This is a genomic window from Pacificibacter maritimus, assembly GCF_003814915.1.
GTDB classification, from domain to species: domain Bacteria; phylum Pseudomonadota; class Alphaproteobacteria; order Rhodobacterales; family Rhodobacteraceae; genus Celeribacter; species Celeribacter maritimus.
Genome location: NZ_RKQK01000002.1, coordinates 370090 through 390676, shown reverse-complemented (window position 1 = coordinate 390676; position 20587 = coordinate 370090). Strand labels below are relative to the sequence as shown.

The 20587-nt window shown below is 51.2% G+C and carries 13 protein-coding genes and 1 tRNA gene; 10 read left to right on the top strand and 4 right to left on the bottom strand.

The annotated features are described in order from the left end of the window. Nucleotides 1-48 precede the first annotated feature (48 nt). The 6 genes from EDD53_RS08405 (at nucleotide 49) to EDD53_RS08380 (ending at nucleotide 12134) form a co-directional block, all read left to right on the top strand. Complete coding sequence (locus tag EDD53_RS08405) at nucleotides 49-1221, top strand: AAA family ATPase (RefSeq protein ID WP_123792782.1); 1173 nt, start codon at nucleotides 49-51, stop codon at nucleotides 1219-1221. Beyond that, nucleotides 1218-1736: a hypothetical protein gene (locus EDD53_RS08400; RefSeq protein ID WP_123792781.1), complete on the top strand. Its 519-nt coding sequence runs from the start codon at nucleotides 1218-1220 to the stop codon at nucleotides 1734-1736. The genes EDD53_RS08405 and EDD53_RS08400 overlap by 4 nt, the downstream gene beginning before the upstream one ends. Further along, the gene (pglX, locus tag EDD53_RS08395; protein ID WP_123792780.1) at nucleotides 1717-5241 is read left to right on the top strand and encodes a BREX-1 system adenine-specific DNA-methyltransferase PglX; all 3525 of its coding nucleotides are present in this window, start codon (nucleotides 1717-1719) and stop codon (nucleotides 5239-5241) included. Before EDD53_RS08400 ends, pglX begins: the two co-directional genes overlap by 20 nt. After that, nucleotides 5238-7733: a BREX-1 system phosphatase PglZ type A gene (gene pglZ / locus EDD53_RS08390; RefSeq protein ID WP_123792779.1), complete on the top strand. Its 2496-nt coding sequence runs from the start codon at nucleotides 5238-5240 to the stop codon at nucleotides 7731-7733. The genes pglX and pglZ overlap by 4 nt, the downstream gene beginning before the upstream one ends. A gap of 9 nt (nucleotides 7734-7742) precedes the next feature. Continuing rightward, nucleotides 7743-9815: a BREX system Lon protease-like protein BrxL gene (gene brxL / locus EDD53_RS08385; RefSeq protein ID WP_123792778.1), complete on the top strand. Its 2073-nt coding sequence runs from the start codon at nucleotides 7743-7745 to the stop codon at nucleotides 9813-9815. A gap of 255 nt (nucleotides 9816-10070) precedes the next feature. Next, entirely contained in the window at nucleotides 10071-12134 is a 2064-nt protein-coding gene (locus EDD53_RS08380) for a GmrSD restriction endonuclease domain-containing protein (RefSeq protein WP_342772304.1), read from the top strand. 328 nt (nucleotides 12135-12462) lie between these two features. On the opposite strand, the gene EDD53_RS08375 is transcribed toward EDD53_RS08380, so the two are convergent. Continuing rightward, nucleotides 12463-12915: a hypothetical protein gene (locus tag EDD53_RS08375; protein WP_123792777.1), complete on the bottom strand. Its 453-nt coding sequence runs from the start codon at nucleotides 12913-12915 to the stop codon at nucleotides 12463-12465. A gap of 473 nt (nucleotides 12916-13388) precedes the next feature. Here EDD53_RS08375 and EDD53_RS08370 point away from each other — a divergent pair, with 473 nt between their 5' ends. Further along, nucleotides 13389-16175: a bifunctional aconitate hydratase 2/2-methylisocitrate dehydratase gene (locus EDD53_RS08370; protein WP_123792776.1), complete on the top strand. Its 2787-nt coding sequence runs from the start codon at nucleotides 13389-13391 to the stop codon at nucleotides 16173-16175. Nucleotides 16176-16410: 235 nt separating this feature from the next. On the opposite strand, the gene EDD53_RS08365 is transcribed toward EDD53_RS08370, so the two are convergent. Together EDD53_RS08365 and EDD53_RS08360 are read right to left on the bottom strand one after the other, a co-directional pair. Beyond that, nucleotides 16411-16486, bottom strand: a tRNA-Ala gene (locus EDD53_RS08365). Nucleotides 16487-16600: 114 nt separating this feature from the next. Continuing rightward, a complete protein-coding gene (locus EDD53_RS08360) occupies nucleotides 16601-16921 on the bottom strand; it encodes a TIGR02300 family protein (RefSeq protein WP_123792775.1) in 321 nt (106 codons plus the stop codon). Between the two features lie 192 nt (nucleotides 16922-17113). Between EDD53_RS08360 and EDD53_RS08355 the strand changes: the two genes are divergently transcribed. From EDD53_RS08355 to EDD53_RS08345, 3 genes are all read left to right on the top strand, one after another. Beyond that, nucleotides 17114-17812 carry a M48 family metallopeptidase gene (locus EDD53_RS08355; protein WP_123792774.1) on the top strand — a complete coding sequence of 233 codons (699 nt, stop codon included), beginning with the start codon at nucleotides 17114-17116 and terminating at the stop codon, nucleotides 17810-17812. A 114-nt stretch (nucleotides 17813-17926) separates the two neighbouring features. Beyond that, nucleotides 17927-18559 (top strand): GntR family transcriptional regulator, encoded by a 633-nt coding sequence (locus tag EDD53_RS08350; RefSeq protein WP_246002309.1) that lies wholly within the window; start codon nucleotides 17927-17929, stop codon nucleotides 18557-18559. A gap of 34 nt (nucleotides 18560-18593) precedes the next feature. Beyond that, a complete protein-coding gene (locus EDD53_RS08345; protein WP_425464052.1) occupies nucleotides 18594-19070 on the top strand; it encodes an acyl-CoA thioesterase in 477 nt (158 codons plus the stop codon). Nucleotides 19071-19141: 71 nt separating this feature from the next. Here the strand turns inward: EDD53_RS08345 and lpdA are convergent, their stop codons facing one another. Next, on the bottom strand, nucleotides 19142-20536 hold the full coding sequence (gene lpdA / locus EDD53_RS08340; RefSeq protein WP_123792771.1) for a dihydrolipoyl dehydrogenase: 1395 nt from the start codon (nucleotides 20534-20536) through the stop codon (nucleotides 19142-19144). Nucleotides 20537-20587 lie beyond the last annotated feature (51 nt).

Genomic DNA, 20587 nt, shown 5'->3' with positions numbered 1-20587 from the left:
TGCCAATCAACGTCATTGCTGAAAATTTACGACAAAGGGTTATTTTGAATGATTTCTGAACTACGAATTGAAAACCTCACAGCATTTGAAAATCTGCAATTAAAGCTGTCACCAAAATTGAATGTAATGATTGGCTCTAACGGTACTGGCAAAACTCACATCTTGAAAGCGATCTACGGTCTGGGTTTGGTGGGCCAGCCCTCAATAGCAGGGCAAAATAAATCTGAAGAAGAAGCTTCTGCATCAAAAAAATTCGTACGGATATTCACCCCTGAAGACGTTCGCCTAGGAGCCTTACATTCAAAAGGCGCTGATTCTGAAACAAGACTTAGTCTGGTAAATGGAGACGGTTCAACTGTCGAGATTTCATTCAACAACCGTTCAAAGTACTTCAAAATCAGTGAGACGGCTACAACATCTTCTCACGCCACAAAACCGGTTTTCATTCCTGCTAAGGAAGTTCTGTCGCTTGTTCGCGGTATGCGGAATTCAAACTACGATCGTGAAACTGTAGAGGCAATTTTCGATGATGGTTATACCGACCTCGCCGAGCTTTTAGTTTCTCCCGGATTCGAAGATGAAGCATCTCGTGTTTCTGAGGATCCTAGGTTGTCTTCTGTGATCCGTGAATTGGTAGATCTAGTAGGTGGAAGATACCGCTGGACAGAGGAAGGCGCATTCCGTTTTGAACCTGGTCATTATGAGGAAAAAGCTGCTCCAGACAGGACACGGTCGCAGGCCGCAAAGGTATACCAGGATTCCACTGTCATTCGTTTCGTCTCGAAAGAAGGTCAATCTTTCTCGAGCGCCATGACAGCTGAGGGTTACAGAAAGATAGGTGTCCTACATCGGCTGCTTTGCAACGGTGCAGTTAGTCCTGGGAAGACAGGAGTGCTGCTTTGGGATGAACCAGAAGCAAACCTTAATCCAAAGTTGATGAAGAAAGTTGTTCAAATTCTTTTGGAACTGTCACGCAACGGACAGCAAGTCGTTGTAGCGACCCACGACTACGTCCTTCTTAAGTGGTTCGATTTACTCAAAAATACCGGACATGAGGATCACATTCGCTTCCATGTTCTGGCCCGAGACGAAGAAACTGGTTCAATATCCGTTCACTCTACCGATGAATACGACCAACTAGCGGAAACTGGAATTGCGAAAACGTTTGGTGCACTTTACGACGCCGAAATCGAACGCTCTCTGGAAGGTGTGTCACTATGATAACGGTGCGAGAACTCGATTTGGAGATCAGCTTTGCAGGGGCAACAGCCGTCATCAATTTTGACGATGCCCAATATCATAGTCCCAACACCATTAAACGCGTCGACTTCATTGCTGAATACGACGATCGTGACATATTCGTAGAAATTAAGGATTTAGATATTCCTAATCCCCAGAACATCGATGGTTTCTTGAATAAACTAGGTTCTGGGGTACTTGTGCAGAACTTGGCTGGAAAGTTCCGTGACACAGTTTTTTTCAGAACTGCGCAGGGAATAACTGATCGTTCCATCGTCTACGTAGTTCTTTTGTCGATGCAAAGCTTAGACGTAGCATTATTGCTGAATAAACAGGATCAATTGAAGAAATCGATACCGATCAGGCATTTGGATTGGACGCGCGACTGCGCCACAAGTTGCGTAATCCTAAATCTAGAACAATGGAAACGTCAGTTTGGGGTTCAATCGGTTAGACGAATTAGTGAGGAGCCTGCTGTTGGACATCTCGAAGCTTAAAAAATTCTCTCAATTTGCACGGCGCGCCCTTGTAGAACAGGTCGACGCCAGGCTTGGCTTAGTTTTAATGGCGGGCGCTTCGGAAAGGCGCGAACACCCAAATGCGATGAAGAAGCTGGATGCAGCTATTGATAAACATAGCAAAGGCGAAGTCATCGAAAGGGTCGCTTATATTTGGTTCAACCGCCTATCGGCGTTGCGCTATATGGATTTGAATAATCTAAACGCTATCCGGGTTGTGTCTCCGGTGCCCGGCCAGTTTCAGCCTGAAATTCTGGTTGAGGCAAAGGCCGGAAACATAAGTGCCGATATTGTGCCTGAAAAAACTCGCAAAAGGGTCTTTGCTCTCTTGGATGGGCGTGTCCCGAGCCCCGATTCACAGTCAGAGGCCTATCGATTGCTGCTCGTTGCGGTTTGCAATTACTGGCAGAAATCTATGCCTTTCTTGTTTGAGAGGATCGACGACTACACCGAATTGTTGTTGCCGGAAGACCTACTATCGCCAGCCTCGATCCTAGCGTATCTGCGCGAAGCCATGACACCAAATGCTTGTGAGGATGTAGAGATCGTTGGCTGGCTCTACCAATTCTACATCTCCGAGAGGAAGGACCAAGTATTTGCGGACCTCAAGAAGAACGTTAAGATCGAGGCCGAGAACATCCCCGCCGCGACGCAGCTCTTCACCCCGCATTGGATCGTCCGCTATCTGGTGGAGAACTCGCTGGGGCGGCTCTGGCTGCTGAACAATCCAGCAAGCGGGCTGGCGGCCAAGATGGACTATTACATCGCGCCCGAAGAGCCCGAGACGGACTTTCTGCGCATCACCCGCCCCGAAGAAATCCGCATCTGCGATCCCGCCGCAGGCTCGGGGCACATGCTGACCTATGCCTTTGAGCTGCTCTACGCCATCTACGAGGAAGAGGGTTATGACGCGACCGAGATCCCCGCGCTGATCCTGACGCACAATTTGACCGGAGTGGAGATCGACGACCGCGCGGGGGCGCTGGCGGCTTTTGCACTGGCGATGAAGGCGGCGGCCAAGCTGGGGCGGCGGCGGTTCTTGCGGATGGAGGCAAAGCCCGACATTTGCGTGTTGCAGAACGTGAGCTTTACGCCTGCCGAGATGCAGGACGTGGCCGCCGTGGTGGGCAAGGATCTGTTCACGGATGAGCTGCGCGAGACGCTGAGGCAGTTCGAGCAGGCCAAGAACTTCGGCTCGCTGATCGTGCCGAAGCTGCACGACCCCGCCGAGACGCTGCGGATAGTCGAGGCGCGGGATTTCGGCGGCGACCTGCTGCTGAAAGAAGTGCAGGAGCGTGTCATCGGCGTGCTACGCATGGCCGAAGCGCTGACGCCGAAGTATCACGTGGTGGTGGCCAACCCGCCGTATATGGGTCGAGGTGGCATGAACCCCACTCTTATGACGTGGACCGAAGCTAACTACTCAGATTCAAAGTCTGATCTCTTCGCAATGTTTATGGTTCGCTCGCTCATGCTGAATGTCCAAGGCGGGTTCATGGCCATGATCAACATGCAGTCTTGGATGTTTCTCTCGTCCTTTGAGAAAATGCGTGGATGGTTGCTTGCATCGTCTCATCTTACTTCGATGGCACACCTTGGAGAGAGAGCATTCGATACAATCGGCGGGTCAGTCGTGTCGACAACTGCTTTTGTTTTCGAAAAGTCTCGGAAGGCTTCCAGTGCTGGGTACTTTGTTCGCTTGATAGATGGACGGAACGAAAATGAAAAACTGGAGGCTTTGAAAAGAGCCGCCTCAGGAGCGGATGACGAAGTTTACAAAGCAAGCACCACCGAGTTCGAACGGATCCCGGGCTACCCTATCGCATACTGGATATCTCAGGATGTCGCAGATGCATTCCTTGAGGATATGCTCTCTTCAGTTGGGAGCACGCGCCGAGGACTTCAAACTGGAAACAAGGACCTTTTCATCAGGCAGTGGTCAGAGGTTGGCTCTGAGCAAACAGACTTTGTTAGTCGTAACCGCGTCGAGGCTCTTCAACGTTCCGAAAAATGGTTTCGATTCAATAATGGTGGCGACTATCGGAAGTGGGCGGGTGGTATTGATCTAGTAGTGAACTGGCAATCGGATGGACGCGACATTAAGGCTACCGGCAAGGCCATTATCCCCAGCGAAGACCTGTACTTCAAAGAGGCCGTTTGCTGGGGGCGAATTTCAAGCGGTCCAGAGGCATATCGCCTCCATGAGGGCGGACTGCTTCCGGGAGACCTCTCGCCATGTTTTTTCTCTGATGCCCCCTACTTTTCATTGGCTTATTTCAACTCGCCTGTCGCGCGCACGTTCAAAAACGTTGTAAATCCTACGATCACCAATACGGTTGGAGATCTCGCCAAGATTCCGGCTCCCACGCGAGCGACCCAACAGAACGCAAGTGTTGAGCGCGTCGTCCGGCAACTTGTGGCCTCGCATACAACCGACTGGGACTCGTACGAAACCTCCTGGGATTTCACCACGCTCCCGCTGCTCTCGCCCGATCATCGTGGCGAAACGCTGGAGGTCAGCTACGCCACTCTCCGCGCCCATTGGCAGTCCATAACGGACGAGATGCAGCGCCTTGAGGAAGAGAACAACCGCATCTTCATCGACGCCTATGGTCTGCAAGACGAGCTGCCCCCCGAGGTGCCGCTGAACGAGATCACCCTCACCTGCAACCCTGCCTATCGCTATGGCATCAAGAACGACGCCGAGGCGAACGAGACCCGCCTGCGTGCCGACACCATGGCCGAGTTCCTGTCCTACGCCGTGGGCTGCATGTTCGGGCGTTACAGCCTCGACGCCCCCGGCCTGATCCTCGCCAATCAGGGCGAGACGCTGGCCGACTACCTCGCCACCCTTAAAGAAAAAGGTGTGCCCGAGCCGACCTTCATGCCGGACGAAGACAACGTCATCCCCGTGCTCGACGAGAACTGGTTCCCCGACGACATCACCGAACGCTTCCACCTGTTCCTGCGCGTGACCTTCGGCGAGGCGCATTTCCGCGAGAACCTGAAGTTTATAGAGGACACGCTTGGCAAGAACGGAAAACCAAGGTCCCTGAGAGATTATTTCACCAAGGATTTCTACGCCGACCACGTGAAGCGCTACAAAAAGCGCCCGATCTACTGGATGTTCTCCAGCCCCAAGGGCACGTTCAACGCGCTGATCTACATGCACCGCTACCGCGCCGACACAGTGTCGGTGCTGCTCAACGACTACCTGCGCGAGTTCATCACCAAGCTGGAGGGCGAGCGTACAAAGCAGGAGAAACTGGCCTATGATCCGACAGCGACCCAAGGGCAGAAGACCAAGGCGCTGAAGGAGGCGGCCAAGGTCGCCAAGCAGATCGACGAGCTGAACGAATGGGAACGCGACGTGATCTTCCCGTTAGCACAAAAGAAGATCGAGATCGACCTCGATGACGGGGTGAAGGCGAACTATCCGAAATTCGACGCTGCGTTGAAGAAGATTGTTGGGTTAAGTAAATGAGTGAGCGGATTGAAGCTGGCCTAAAACGGCTATTTGACGAGCACCGGATCGTGTTCTGGTACGACGCGGCGCGCGACATGCGGGCTGAGTATGAGGCGGCGGATCTGCCGGATGTCGAGAAGGTCGAAATCGTGAACAACGAATTTGGTCTGAAATACCGGATGCTGCGGCAAGAGCCAAAGCAGAAGTTCCTTGTGTTCAAAGATGGCCCTGCACCCGAGATGGCCGACAACTGGCTGCTCGATCTGCATTTCGCTTGCGGCGTGTTCAAGGCCGACCAGGCCGCGATCTGGTTGGCCGAGCTTGGTCTGCCTGTGCAATTTGAAGACGTGGTGCGCGACCATTTGGAGTTCTACAAATCAAAAGGCCGCATTGAGACGCTAAAGCAGCTGATCACGCCGTCAGACACAAAGACTGACGTGCTGCGCCGCATGCTGGCCGTTTGCACAGGTGCTGAAGGTGCGCTGGACACAGTGATCGAGGCGCTTCTGGGCGAGCTGGCCGAAGGCCGCGATGACGCGATACGCCTGATGGAGCGTTCTGGGCTGACTGCACTTTTCTGGAAACAAGTCGAAAATGCCTACGGCTATGCGAGTGATGAGCCGGACTTCATGGATTTTGCCATTACGCTGTTCCAGTCTTGCTATCGCCGCACGCTGGGCGAGGACAGTAAGCTGAATGGCGAGGCGCTTCTGGTCTTTCGTCGCTGGAAGAACAATCGCTTGGGTGCCAAAGCCTTTGAGACGCTGAGTGGGAAGTACCAAGACATCCTTCGAATTACCGACGATGTGCAGGATCGCGACATTAAAGCCTTGCGCGGAATTGATCATTTTGAAGCCATCGATCGTCAGATCATCCGGTCCCTCGTGTCCGAGATGGCCAGTCAAACAGTGTCATCAGCGGATGTGCTAAAAATCGTACGCGAGCGGCGGCAGAGCCATTGGTATCCGACCTACGAGGACATCTACCGCGCAATTGGCTATGCAACCGAGTTTCAACAGGCTCTGGCCGAAGCCAACCTGACCATGACCTCTCCGAGCGAGGGGGTGAAACGGTATGTCTCGCATTGGTTCAAGATCGATCAGCTGTATCGCAAGTTCATTTTTCACATGCAGAAGAGCGGTCAGGCCTCGCTGCTTGCCGCGCTGTTTGAGAGTGTAGAAAACCGCTACACGACCAATTTCCTATCCGCCGTCAACGACGCTTGGCAGGATCAGATTGCTGGTCTGAATGAATGGGCAATCTCTGGGTACACGCGGCAAACTGACTTCTACATGGATCAAGTCGCCGAATTTCGTCGCCGTGATCAGAAGGTGGTCGTGATCATTTCAGACGCGTTGCGCTACGAGGTGGCTGAAGAAACTTTACGCGAAATCCGAAAGCTGAACCGGTTCGATGCAGAAATAAAGCCGATGATTTCCGCTTTGCCAAGCTACACCCAGCTGGGTATGGCATCGCTGTTGCCCAACAAAGACCTAACGCTTTGTGGTGACACAACCGTGACATCGTTTGGAATGCCGACGCAAGGGACAGCCAACCGTGAAAAAGTGCTGGGAATGGGGCGCACTGATGATCGTGTGAAGGCCATGAAAGCAGATGATTTTATGGCGTTGAAGGCCGACGACGGAAAGGAAATTTTCCGCGACCACGATGTCCTCTATCTTTATCATAACCGGATCGACATCGTTGGAGATAAACTCTCCACCGAAGAGCGTTTGACCGAAGCTACAGAGGGTGCAGTCGAGGATCTGACCAAGCTTGTTCGCAAGCTAACAACGGCCAATTTCTCGAACATTCTCATCACAGCAGATCACGGTTTCATCTACCAGCACCGCGCTCTGGACAAGACGGATTTTTCGGTAGCAGATCCTACGGGTGGTGAAATACTCGATACGAACCGGCGGTTTGTGCTTGGCCGGAATTTAAACGAGACTGCGGGAATGAAGAAGTTTCGTCCGGATGAATTGGGGCTGAAAGGCGATATCGAGGTTCTCATCCCCAATTCAATAAACCGTTTGCGCAAAAAGGGCGCTGGCAGCCGTTTTGTTCACGGAGGTGCGACGCTTCAAGAAGTTGTCATCCCGGTCATAAGGGTCGGGAAACGGCGTGAAGCAGATGTTGAGAAGGTCGAAGTTCAGATTATCATCGCCGGAAAAAGCCTGATTTCCTCTGGCCAGACGGCGGTTACCCTCTACCAGACGCAGCCAGTTTCCGAAAAACAACAGCAGCGCGACGTCTTGGCTGGAATTTACACGTCGGACGGAACGCTCATTTCGGATGAACATCAGCTTACCTTTGACTACACTTCGCAAAACGCTCGCGAACGGGAATTACCTATTAAATTCCTGCTGGCACGAGAAGCAGATCGTTTCAATAATCAGGATGTTTTCCTTAAACTCCGAGAACGGATCGGCAAGACAAGCCATTACGATGATTACTCAAGCCACCGTTTTCAACTGCGCCGTGGCATTTCTACAGATTTCGACTTTTAAGGACTGAACATGAGCGCACTCGACGACAAAATTAATGAGCATTTCGCGGGCTATGTGGTTCGCAAGGATCTGGTGAAGGCAGTCAAAGGCAACGCGATCGTTCCAACCTATGTTCTCGAGTATCTTCTGGGACAGTATTGCGCGACGGATGATGAGGCGTCGATCGAGAGTGGCATCGAGACGGTCAAGGAAATCCTGCGTAAGCACTACGTCCACCGCAGCGAAGCGGGGCTTATCCAGTCCACAATCAAGGAAAAAGGCCGATACAAGGTTATCGACCAGATCAGCGTATCGTTGAACGAAAAGACGGACAGCTACGAGGCCAATTTTGAAAACCTCGGGATCAAGAAGGTTGCGGTCGACAGCGGCACTGTCAAAGCGCACCCTAAACTGCTCGTCACAAGTGTTTGGTGCATCGCCGATGTCCAATACGAATTCTCAGAAGAGGCCCGTACATCGCCCTGGGTGATCGAGACGATCAAACCAATCCAAATCGCCAAGGTCGACTACGAGGGATACAAAGAAGCACGCGGACAGTTCACCTCAGACGAATGGATTGACCTGCTGATGCAATCGATCGGCTTTAACCCGGACGCCTTTGGGCGGCGCAGCAAGCTCCTGCAGCTCATGCGGCTCATTCCTTTCGTGGAGCGGAACTACAACATCATCGAGCTTGGCCCAAAAGGCACAGGCAAATCACACATCTTCTCGGAATTTTCACCCCATGGACAGCTGATCTCTGGCGGTGAGGTATCGATCCCTAAGCTGTTTGTGAACAACTCGAATGGCAGGATTGGGCTAGTAGGGTATTGGGACGTTGTGGCGTTCGATGAATTTGCGGGCCGCGAGAAGACAGCTAATAAAGCGCTTGTCGATATCATGAAAAACTACATGGCAAATAAGACGTTCTCGCGCGGCACTAACCCTATGGGGGCCGAGGCGAGTTTTGCATTTGTGGGCAACACGGACCACAATGTGCCCTACATGCTTAAGAACAGCGATCTGTTCGAGGCGCTGCCCCCCCAATTCCACGATTCCGCCTTCATAGACCGCCTCCATGCCTATCTGCCGGGTTGGGAGATCGACGTTATTCGTGGCGAAATGTTCACCAGCGGCTATGGTTTTATCGTTGACTACCTTGCCGAGATCCTTCGCCATTTGCGTCAAGAAGATTTCTCGAACCGTCCTGACATGCACTTCAAAGTCAGCGAAAAGATCTCAACCCGTGACCGCGACGCCATCTACAAGACCATGTCTGGTTTTCTGAAGGTGATTTTCCCCGCCGGGGACGAAACGGCTGAGGATGTCGAAGAACTTTTGCAGCTTGCGATGGAAAGCCGAAAGCGTGTGAAGGATCAGCTATTTAGAATTGATGCAACGTACCCGGACGTGGACTTCTACTATTCCGGTTCAGATGGCGAAAAGCGGCGTGTGCAGACCGTAGAAGAGCAAGAGTTTCCACAGTTTTACTACCTCAAACCCGCTTCAGACCCCAAGCAACAGGATCAATCGACCGATGGCGCTGACGTTGTCATCGATGCTGAGCAAGCCCCTACCGATGCCACACGCGGCTTAAAGCCCGCCAAGCCTCTGGCAGAGGAAGGGCATCATGTGTTTTCGGAAAACCGAAAAGGCGTCAGCTATGACAAGCTTTTCGGCCCTTATCTGGACGGCGCGTCGCGGATCATCGTGACGGACCCCTATATCCGCTACTTTTATCAGATCAAAAATATGATGGAATTTGTTGAAATGGTCATTCAGCGCAAAGCGCCTGAAGACCAAGTTGCCATCCACCTTGTCACCGGACCTGACGATGGCAACGTCCAAAAACAGCGCGAACTTCTCGAAAGCATCACTGAGGCATGCACTGGATCAGGCGTTGATTTCACTTGGGCGTTTGATGGATCAGGAACAGTTCATGCGAGAGATATCGTCGCAGATACTGGCTGGAAAATCGTGCTTGACCGCGGTCTCGATATCTTCCAAGCGCCAGTGCGACGCGACGGCTTCAGCCTCAGCGACCGCCTCCAAGAACATCGTATGCTTAAGAATTTCTATGTGACCTATGTGCGGCAAAACTAGCGATGGAACTGCTTCAATATTTCAGAAAAGAGCTAAACGATGTTCCGCGTTGATTTGAACCAGAACCGTTTGTCCCGCCTGTCCCAGAGGCGTTTTTCTGCATGGACTTAACGCGAGCGTGACCACCTGCAAGAGTGGCGGGCCAACGAACTAAAATTGCAAAAGCGAAAAAAATAAACGGACAAAAGAATGAATAATCAGCCAAAGCCCGACTCAAAGACATACGATGACCTGATATGAGACGTCAAAAAGGGCATTATCAAAGTGCCCAAGTTCCAGCGGGATTTTGTCTGGGACTTGAAGGCTACGGCGAAGCTTTTGGATTCGATCCTGAAAGGCTATCCCATCGGCACATTTATCCTCTGGGAAACGGATCAGCGTATCAACGATATTAAAAACATTGGTGGTTTTGAACTGCCCGAGACGCCCGTAGGAAGCAATGTTCAATATGTGCTTGATGGGCAGCAACGTATCACCTCCCTCTTTGCTGCCTATCTAGGTGAGCAGATCAGAAAGCCTGGTGAGAAAAAGATTACCGACTACAAAGACATCGTCGTGAACCTTGAAAAGAACCTCGAGGAGAAGGAAAAGGATATCGTCACCGTTAAAGACGAGGCAGAAGTTTTTATACCCCTGCATGACGTTTTGAACTTCAACCATAAGATGGGCAAAAAGTTGGAAAGTGACGGCTTTGAAGAATGGCAAATTGATCAAATCGACGAATACTCCAATGCATTCAGTACTTACGCATTCTCGACAGTTACCCTTCGACAAAACGATATCGAGTCTGCCATTGAGGTTTTTACCCGAATAAATACAGGAGGAAAGGTTCTTACGCTTTTCGAAATCATGTCGGCAAAAACTTACGACGAAGCTGCCAATTTCGACATGCAGACCCACTGGGAGAAGTTCCAGAAAAAGCTCAATGACAGCAAGTACGAAAACATCTCCGCTTCCGTACTCTTGCAAATCTTGAGCCTGGTCATAAGCGAGTCGAAGGAGTGCAAGCGGAAGACTATCCTGGGTCTGGACAAGGCCGACATTATTGCAAGGTGGGATGATGTCATCTCTGTGATCGAGAAAACTATCGACCACTTCCGGACAGTTTTGCGGATACCTGTTTCCCAGATTCTGCCCTATGATACGCTGATCGTGCCTTTTGCCTACTTCTTCTTGAAAACAGGCAAGTCACCGAACGGCCAACAGCGGAAGTATCTCGAAGAGCTTTTCTGGCGTTCCTCGTTGTCGCTGCGCTATTCGTCGGCCACAGAGTCGAAACTTGCCGCTGACATTAAGAAAGTTGACTTGATCATCGATGGGAAACGGCCATCTTACCCTGAGTTCAAGCTTTTCATGAACTCGGCCCAAGATCTCAGGGAAACCGATTTCTCGACTGGGAACGCTATTTGCAAATCGATCCTCTGCATTCTTGCGTATCATGAACCAAAGGATTTCGACACAAACGGCAAGGTGCTTCTGGATAACTCATATCTCAAGATCGCCAGCAGTAAGAACTATCATCATTTCTTCCCCAGAGCTTTTATTCGCAATCACGGCACCGATGCGGAGACCCCTTATGCCAACTCGATAGTCAACATCACCTTGGTCAGCGCTGAACTGAACAAGAAGCGGATCGGAGCCAAGGCTCCTTCAGTATATCTAGCGGATTTTTCAGATGAGAATTCAGAGTTGAAACATGCGCTGAACAGCCATCTCATCGAGATGGATGATGCCTCAGTTATCCAAGACGATTTCACCGCATTCCTTAAGTATCGCTCAGAAGTTCTCTATTCCGAGATCTTGAAGCGCATCGAACCATCCGAAGCACCTCCTCAGATCGATCCCGTGCATGAGTTGATCCTCGAAGGAGAGGGTCAGCTGGTCGAGTTCAAATCCACCCTGCGATACGACATGCGCACAGGCGAAGTGAACAAGAAACTTGAACATGTGGTCGCCAAAACAGTTGCGGCATTCATGAATTCTGACGGCGGAAGCCTCTTTATCGGCGTGGATGACCATGGCAATGCCATTGGTCTCGAACTCGACTACGGCACCCTTTCAAAAAAAGATCGGGACGGTTTTCAGCTCCACCTTGCCAATATCTTCGACAAGTATCTTGGCAAGGATGTGATGAAGCTCTGGAAGCTCAACTGGCCTACCTATGACGACAAACAGATTTGTCATGTCGAGGCCTCAAGGGCGAACAAACCCGTTCACGTGATTTCAGAAGGTAAGGAGGAGTTCTTCGTTCGCAAAGAAGGATCATCCCAGCCCCTTTCTCGTGCAGAAGAACATGAGTGGAATAAGGGACGGTTCTGAGAAAAGATCGAGAGCCTTGTGCAACGGGGCGCCAGAGCGGGGGACAAAAATAGGCATGGTGGCGCGCTCACATAGATTAAGAGTGGAGATGCGGTGAGGTACTAAGTGTGGTATTGAAAATTTAAATATAAATAATACTTAATTATATAAATACTATAGGGTTCTTTGATGGCGGACTTCGTCTCCGCCACAATCCCCTTTAATTTTTTGTTTTCACTAGATAAATTGAAGGTCGATTGTTGCTTTGCATGTTGTGACGCATGTTGCGGATTTGGCTTAAGGTAATGCCCCGTCGGCGCAGGTCGCTTACGCATTCGTGAAGTTTACGTCACGCGCCACTCACAATTGCGGGCAACCCCTTGGTGAACGGTGACACACCATTTGAGCTGTAGCGGATCAGATGAGGTAAATTAAGATTGACCTGAGTGTTTGAATCATTTGCTTTGTACCAGTGGCGTACACTTGCATCCAAGCCGTCGATAAAAAGATCTAAATCAAACAGGGCGGGGGTCTTTCCGTCCGCTTCTATCCTGAATGCATGCATCTTTGATTGAGTTTCAGGAACTGAAAATAAGACATGTGTCGCGCTGTTATGCGTGTGTCCCCTCATGTCGCCCCTGTGGGCTAGCCCGCCACGCAGGCGGTAAATCCCTACCCCATTGTCTCCCAGCTCTCTTGGCGTCGAGTATTTGTCGATAAACTCAACATAATGCTTTTGCTCGGCTCTTTTGCTTGTATTTCCTAACATGTGAAGGTGTTCAAGAATTAAGCCCAGCAGCATTTAAAAGACCGTCCTATGCCAACAATCAAGCGGTCGTCGTCGGGGTCAACGCTCGCAGCAACAGCCGCTTGGTGCAAGCTCTCCTCTTTGGCAATATGTCTTGCGGCGCCCAGAAAGTGCAGGCTGGCTGCAGCAGGCACCAGCGGCGGAGGAAAACAGTTTTTTGCACATGGAAAAATGCTTAGCCTTTCCCTGCGCGTGGCGCTAATATATCCTCGGATATCTGGTGCGTATTTTGAGAATTTTCGAAAACTTCAAACTGCGTTTGTTTGATATTCATGAAATAACGTCATTCCAGCCCTATGAAAATGAACGAAGTCAGATGTGTTTCATCACCTTGCTTGTGGATGTTGTAATCTTGCAAGTTGAAAGGGGTTGGTATACATCGGCATACAATTGCTTAATCCGGATTCGTCACTTTACACTGAATCTGGGATTAACGCTTGATTTAACGCATATCCCGCGAGGCCGCCATGAGCTTGTACGCTGACTATCTAGATGAGATCGAAACCCGCAAAAAGACTGCTTTGAACCCCAAGCCCATCGAAGATGGCGCATTGGTTGGCGAGCTTGTGGAACTGATCAAAGACGTTTCAAATGATCAACGCGATACAGCTTTGAAGTTTTTCATTTACAACACATTGCCAGGCACCACGAGTGCCGCGACCGTGAAAGCTGCATTTCTAAAAGACATCATTCTTGGTGCAGCCGAAGTGGCAGAGATTACGCCAACTTTCGCGCTTGAGCTTTTGTCGCATATGAAGGGCGGACCATCTGTTGACGTTCTGCTTGATCTCGCGCTGGGCGCTGATGCGGCGATTGCGAAAAACGCAGCTGAAGTTTTGAAAACACAGGTCTTCTTGTACGACGCTGACATGGCGCGCTTGAAAGAGGCATTCGAAGCAGGCAACGCTGTCGCAAAAGACTTGTTGGAAAGCTACGCAGCTGCGGAATTCTTCACCAAGCTTCCAGAAATCGAAGAAGAAATCAAAGTCGTAACCTATGTTGCTGGCATCGGCGATATCTCAACCGACCTTTTGTCTCCGGGCAACCAAGCGCACTCACGCGCTGACCGCGAACTGCACGGCAAATGCATGATTTCACCGGCTGCGCAGGATGAGATCAAAGAATTGCAAAAAGCCAATCCAGATGCGCGCGTTATGTTGGTCGCTGAAAAAGGCACTATGGGCGTTGGGTCTTCTCGCATGTCTGGCGTGAACAACGTGGCTTTGTGGACTGGTAAACCTGCCAGCCCCTATGTGCCTTTCGTGAACATCGCGCCAGTTGTTGCGGGTACAAACGGAATTTCTCCGATTTTCTTGACCACTGTTGGCGTGACTGGCGGTATCGGCATTGATCTGCAAAACTGGGCCAAGAAAAAAGACGCTAACGGCAACACTGTCAAAGACGAAAACGGTGATCCCGTTCTTGAGCAGCTTTACTCAGTTGAAACTGGCACAGTCTTGACCATCAACACTAAGACGAAAAAACTCTACAACGGTGACAAAGAGCTGGTTGATATCTCGTCATCTTTGACACCGCAAAAAGTCGAATTCATCAAGGCTGGCGGATCTTACGCGATCGTCTTTGGCAAAAAACTACAAAACTTTGCGGCGGCCACATTGGGTCAAAAACTTGTCTCCGCTTATGCGCCTTCACGTGAAGTTTCGCACAAGGGCCAAGGCCTGACAGCTGTTGAAAAGATCTTCAACAAAAACGCTGTTGGTATTGAAGAAGGTGCAGTTTTGCATGCAGGTTCCGACGTGCGCGTCGAGGTTAATATCGTTGGTTCGCAAGACACAACAGGCTTGATGACTGCGCAAGAACTTGAATCAATGGCGGCGACAACGATCTCTCCGATTGTTGATGGCGCTTACCAATCTGGCTGTCACACAGCGTCTGTTTGGGATTTCAAAGCACAAGAAAACATTCCAAAGCTGATGAGCTTTATGAACAAGTTTGGTCTGATTACAGCGCGTGATCCAAAAGGCGAATACCACGCCATGACCGATGTTATTCACAAAGTTCTCAATGATATCACTGTTGATGATTGGGCGATTATCATCGGCGGCGACAGCCACACACGTATGTCCAAAGGCGTGGCCTTCGGCGCGGACTCTGGCACCGTAGCATTGGCATTGGCCACAGGTGAGGCGACGATGCCAATTCCTGAATCTGTGAAAGTGACGTTCAAAGGCTCAATGGCGGAACACATGGATTTCCGTGATGTTGTGCATGCGACGCAATTGCAGATGTTGAAACAGTTCGGTGACAACGTTTTCCAAGGCCGCATCATCGAGGTGCATATCGGAACTCTTCTGGCCGACCAAGCCTTCACATTCACTGACTGGACTGCAGAGATGAAAGCGAAAGCGTCGATCTGTATTTCAGAAGACGACACTTTGGTGAAATCGCTTGAGATCGCCAAGCACCGTATTCAGATCATGATCGACAAAGGCATGGACAACGAAAAAGGTGTTCTCAAGGGCCTCATCGCGATTGCTGATAAACGCATTGGTGAAATCCAGTCAGGTGAAAAACCAGCTTTGACGCCAGACGCGAACGCAAAATACTTTGCTGAAGTTGTTGTTGATCTCGACCAAATCATCGAACCGATGATCGCGGACCCAGACGTAAACAACGAAGACGTGTCCAAGCGTTACACCCACGACACCATTCGCCCTGTGTCTTACTACAAAGGCGAACGTAAAGTTGATCTTGGCTTCATCGGATCCTGTATGGTGCACAAAGGCGATATGCAGATCGTGTCTAAGATGCTGAAAAATCTTGAAAAAGAAACTGGAACGGTTGAATTCAAGGCGCCGCTTGTTGTGGCTGCCCCCACATACAACATCATCGACGAATTGAAAGAAGACGGCGATTGGGCTGTTTTGCAGAAATACTCTGGCTTTGAGTTTGATGATGCAGCACCAAAGAACACGGCGCGTACAGAGTATGAAAACATCCTCTACCTCGAGCGCCCTGGCTGTAACCTTTGCATGGGTAACCAAGAAAAAGCCGCCAAAGGTGACACTGTTTTGGCGACATCAACACGCTTGTTCCAAGGACGTGTTGTTGAAGACTCTTCAGAGAAAAAAGGTGAATCCCTGCTCGCGTCAACGCCAGTTGTTGTGCTTTCAGCTGTCCTTGGTCGCACGCCGACTTTGGACGAATACCTCAAAGCTGTTGAGGGCATCGACCTTACAAAGTTTGCACCGCCATTGCAAAAGCCGTTGGATGCAAAGTCCATCCAGTTCTAAACTGGCGACATAGAAACTCTAAAAGCGGCAAGCCTGTCTTGCCGCTTTTTTTATGCCTGCGTGCGTGCAAAACCCTGTGCGCGTCACAGCAAGGCGATGGCTAAAGGCCAGCACAAGGCCAGCGCGAGGGCAGGGCATCAGTCCAACATTTCCAGCATCTAGGACTTGGTCAAAGATGGTGGTCGATGTTGATCAATAATCTCTGTAAATTACTAATTTTAAAGGGGGAGGGGTTTGGTGGAGCCTAGGGGAGTCGAACCCCTGACCTCTTGCATGCCATGCAAGCGCTCTACCAACTGAGCTAAGGCCCCAAAACCAAGATTGACTGCAAGTGCAGTCAGCGGCGGGCGAAAAACGCCCTGCCGCGTTTGATTATTGCGCTATCGAGCGAAGTTCAAGCCCAAAATAGCACGGTGTTGCGAAAATTAGTTGTCGTCATCGTCCGCAGCGACATCAGCGATTTCGTCGAGCGACACATTGTCGTCGTCATCATCTTCTAGCAAAGAATCATCGATATCGATGTCTGAGTCGTCATCATCAACCAACAACTCGTCTGTGTCATCTACATCATCGTCTTCTGGTGCTGTAGATTGCTTTTCAGCTGCTGCAACGCGCGATTTATTATTCGCGTCAAACGTCACCACTTCACCAGTGTATGGTGAAACGATTGGGTCGTTGTTGAGGTCGTAAAACCGTTTGCCGCTGGTTGGGCAGAGGCGCTTAACGCCCCATTCTTCATTGGGCATGACAATCCCTTTCGTCTTGTAGATCCATTTCGGAGATGACGCGCCATGCCATATCATCGCGGGCGTGTCAAAGGCTTTTGCAGATTTACGGTGTTTTGCTGTGGCGACTGCGGTAAAGCAGCGGTACTGTGGTTCTGTCGTGGGAGATGAACCTGCGGCATAGGGCTGACACTGACGGACGGGCGCGAGACAATGGATCAAGTCATTTTAGAAGGCGACCCCACCATCGGGGTGATCTTGCGCCGATCTGCGCGCACACGCAGACTATCATTGCGTGTGTCACGCTTAGATGGGCGGGTCACTCTGTCGATGCCGCTGCGCACCAATGAAAAATCCGCTTTGGCTTTCTTGCGCGACAAAGAGCCATGGATTCGCGACAACCTTGGCGGGTTGCCTGATGTGCGTTTCGCGAAACTTGGGGTGCGGGTGCCCTATCGGGGGCAAGACCTGTTGATCGTTTCTGGCGCTGTGCGCGCCGCGCGCGTGCAAGATGAAACCTTGGTGGTTCCCGATCACGCCGAAATGGTGGGGCCTCGGGTTGAAGCCTTTCTAAAATTGCAGGCCAAGACACGGTTTCGTGCGGCCTCCGATAAATACGCCAAACTCTTGGATACAGATTATGGGCGCTTGACCATCCGTGATACGCGTTCGCGCTGGGGGTCCTGCACGAGTGATGGCAATCTTATGTACTCATGGCGCTTGGTGATGGCACCTGACCCCGTTTTGGATTACGTCGCAGCGCATGAGGTAGCCCACAGATTGGAAATGAATCACTCTGATCGGTTTTGGGCGCATGTCCGTGCTGTCTGCCCCGATTTTAAACTGCACAGAGACTGGTTGCGGATTGAAGGCCAAGCCTTACATGCGTGGCGGTTCGATAAGGTCACTTGAGGCCATAAGTGCTTGATTTGCGTTGGCTTGGGGACATCTGCGATTGACCTTCTTCAGCTTTGTGATCACATTAATAAAATGATACCACAACTGCCCATCAGCCAACCGCCGAAAATGCATGACACAGCAACCGCGGCGCATGAACGTGTTTATAGGACGTTGCGCGGTCAAATCATGCATGGGGAATTTCGCCCCGGACAGTCCATGACCATCCGCGGGATTGGCAAGGCATTTGATGTTTCCATGACACCCGCGCGTGAAGCCGTACGCCGACTCGTTGCCGATGGCGGTTTGACGCTGTCATCTTCGGGGCGGGTGAGTACGCCTGAGCTATCCAGCGAACGTATTGAAGAACTGGCCTCGATACGTGCTTTGATCGAACCTGAACTGGGGTCGCGGGCATTGCCGCGCGCGCATCTTGCCCTGATCGACCGATTGCAAGCAATCAATGCGACGATCGCGGAATGCGCGGCCAAGCATGACGATGTTGGCTATATCCGCACCAATTTGGAATTTCACCGCACGCTTTATTTGCGCGCGCAAGCGCCTGCAATGCTGGCTTTGACGGAAACCGTTTGGCTGCAACTTGGGCCTACGATGCGGTCGCTCTATGCGCGACTGAACCGCACAGAAGTGCCGCACAACCATCGTTTGATTGTTGCTGCGCTGCGTGCTGGCGATGAGCCAAGCTTGCGTTTGGCATTGCGATCTGATGTGACGCAAGGCTTGCGACTTTTGGTCGTTTGATCCACCCTCACTGACCTTATGATATGAGATGACTATGGAAAATTCACGCTTCTTAGAAATGACAGAACTTATGACGCCTGAGATGGCGAATTTTTCTGGCAAGGTGCATGGGGGCGCGTTGTTGAAAATTCTGGATCTTGTCGCTTTCTCATGCGCGTCGCGTTTTTCCGCTAAATACGCTGTGACGCTTTCAGTGGATCAGGTGATGTTCAAAGAGCCTATTCATGTGGGCGAATTGGTGCATTTTCGATCCTCTGTTAATCATGTAGGCCGCAGCTCTATGGAAATCGGAATTCGTGTGGAAGCGGAAAACATTCGCACCCGTAAGCTGCGTCACACCAATAGCTGTTACTTCACGATGATCGCAGTTGATGACGATGGCAAACCCGTTGCAGCACCGCAGTTCCAACCAATGACTGAACTGGATCGTCGCCGTTGGCGTGCGGCAGAATTGCGCAAAGAGCTGCGCAAAGAACATGCGGCCAAGATGGCTGCTATCAGTGGGACTTAAGCGGACGATAGTTTAAAAGCATGAAGGGCGGCCTCTATGGGCCGCCCTTTGTGATGTGTTGAACCTAAATTTTAGGCGTGGATTGGACCATCGCCCAAGGCCAGTGCGGCTTCGCGCACAGCTTCGGAATAAGTCGGGTGCGCGTGGCAGGTCATAGCAACGTCTTGCGCCGATCCGCCGTATTCCATTGCCACACAAATCTCGTGGATCATATCGCCAGCTGACGGCCCGATGATCGCAGCACCGAGCAGACGGTCGGTTTCTGCGTCCGCGATGAGTTTCACGAAACCGTCGCCTTGGAACACGGCTTTGGCGCGTGCGTTGCCCATGAAGGAAAACTTGCCAACTTTGATCTTGCGACCTTCGGCTTTCAAAGCGGCTTCAGTTTTGCCGACTGTGGCAACTTCGGGCGATGTGTAAACGACACCGGGAATGACATCATAGTTCACGTGGCCATGTTTGCCTGCGATGACTTCTGCGACGGCCATGCCTTCGTCTTCGGCTTTGTGCGCCAACATTGGTCCCTCGATGGCGTCACCGATGGCGTAAATGCCTGATACGTTTGTGGCCCAATGCGCGTTGGTTTTGACCTGACCGCGCTCTGTGAACTCAACGCCGATCTCAGCGAGGCCAAGACCGTCTGTGAAGGCTTTGCGGCCAGTTGCAACAAGAACGACATCTGCATCAAGCACGTGATCAGAGTCGTCTTTTTTGAGTTTGTAAGACACTTTGGCTTTGGTTTTATTCGCTTCAACGCCCTGAACCGCGGCACCCATGATGAATGTTAGCCCCTGCTTTTCAAGCAGCTTTTTGAAGGTGCGCTGCACGTCTGCATCCATGCCAGGTGTAATCGCGTCCATGTATTCTACAACGGTGACTTCGGTGCCCAAGCGTGCGTAAACAGACCCCAGCTCAAGCCCGATGACGCCTGCGCCGATGACGGTCATTTTCTTGGGGACTTTAGGCAATTCAAGCGCGCCTGTACTGTCGACCACGACGCCTGCGTCATTGTCGACTTCGATGCCAGGCAAGCTTGATGGGACAGAACCCGATGCGATAACGATATTTTTCGCCTCGTGTACCTCGTCGCCAACTTTCACTTTGCCAGCCGCAGGGACAGATGCCCAACCTTTGATCCAGTCGATTTTGTTCTTTTTAAACAAGAATTCGATGCCGCCAGTGTTTTGGCCAACAACGTCATCTTTGTAGGCTTTCATCTGATTCCAGTCGACGGAAGGCGATTTGCCTTTGAGGCCCATCTTGGCAAAGTTGTGCTCTGCTTCGTGCAAGTGGTGTGTTGCGTTGAGCAAAGCTTTGGACGGGATACAGCCGACGTTAAGGCATGTACCGCCCAAGGTGTCGCGGCCTTCAACGACAGCCGTTTTCAGGCCGAGCTGCGCACAGCGAATTGCAGAAACATAGCCGCCAGGGCCAGCACCGATGATGATTACGTCGTAGGAAGCCATTGTGGTTTCTCCTAGATGATGGGGAGCGCATGTCTCGACCCACAAAGTTAG

What these genes read in the sequence shown, in the direction of transcription:
- EDD53_RS08405 (WP_123792782.1), top strand. Translation starts at nt 49, where the DNA reads ATGATTTCTGAACTACGAATTGAAAACCTCACAGCATTTGAAAATCTG.
- EDD53_RS08400 (WP_123792781.1), top strand. Translation starts at nt 1,218, where the DNA reads ATGATAACGGTGCGAGAACTCGATTTGGAGATCAGCTTTGCAGGGGCA.
- pglZ (WP_123792779.1), top strand. Translation starts at nt 5,238, where the DNA reads ATGAGTGAGCGGATTGAAGCTGGCCTAAAACGGCTATTTGACGAGCAC.
- brxL (WP_123792778.1), top strand. Translation starts at nt 7,743, where the DNA reads ATGAGCGCACTCGACGACAAAATTAATGAGCATTTCGCGGGCTATGTG.
- EDD53_RS08375 (WP_123792777.1), bottom strand. Translation starts at nt 12,915, where the DNA reads ATGCTGCTGGGCTTAATTCTTGAACACCTTCACATGTTAGGAAATACA.
- EDD53_RS08370 (WP_123792776.1), top strand. Translation starts at nt 13,389, where the DNA reads ATGAGCTTGTACGCTGACTATCTAGATGAGATCGAAACCCGCAAAAAG.
- EDD53_RS08360 (WP_123792775.1), bottom strand. Translation starts at nt 16,921, where the DNA reads ATGCCCAATGAAGAATGGGGCGTTAAGCGCCTCTGCCCAACCAGCGGC.
- EDD53_RS08355 (WP_123792774.1), top strand. Translation starts at nt 17,114, where the DNA reads ATGGATCAAGTCATTTTAGAAGGCGACCCCACCATCGGGGTGATCTTG.
- EDD53_RS08350 (WP_246002309.1), top strand. Translation starts at nt 17,927, where the DNA reads ATGCATGACACAGCAACCGCGGCGCATGAACGTGTTTATAGGACGTTG.
- EDD53_RS08345 (WP_425464052.1), top strand. Translation starts at nt 18,594, where the DNA reads ATGGAAAATTCACGCTTCTTAGAAATGACAGAACTTATGACGCCTGAG.
- lpdA (WP_123792771.1), bottom strand. Translation starts at nt 20,536, where the DNA reads ATGGCTTCCTACGACGTAATCATCATCGGTGCTGGCCCTGGCGGCTAT.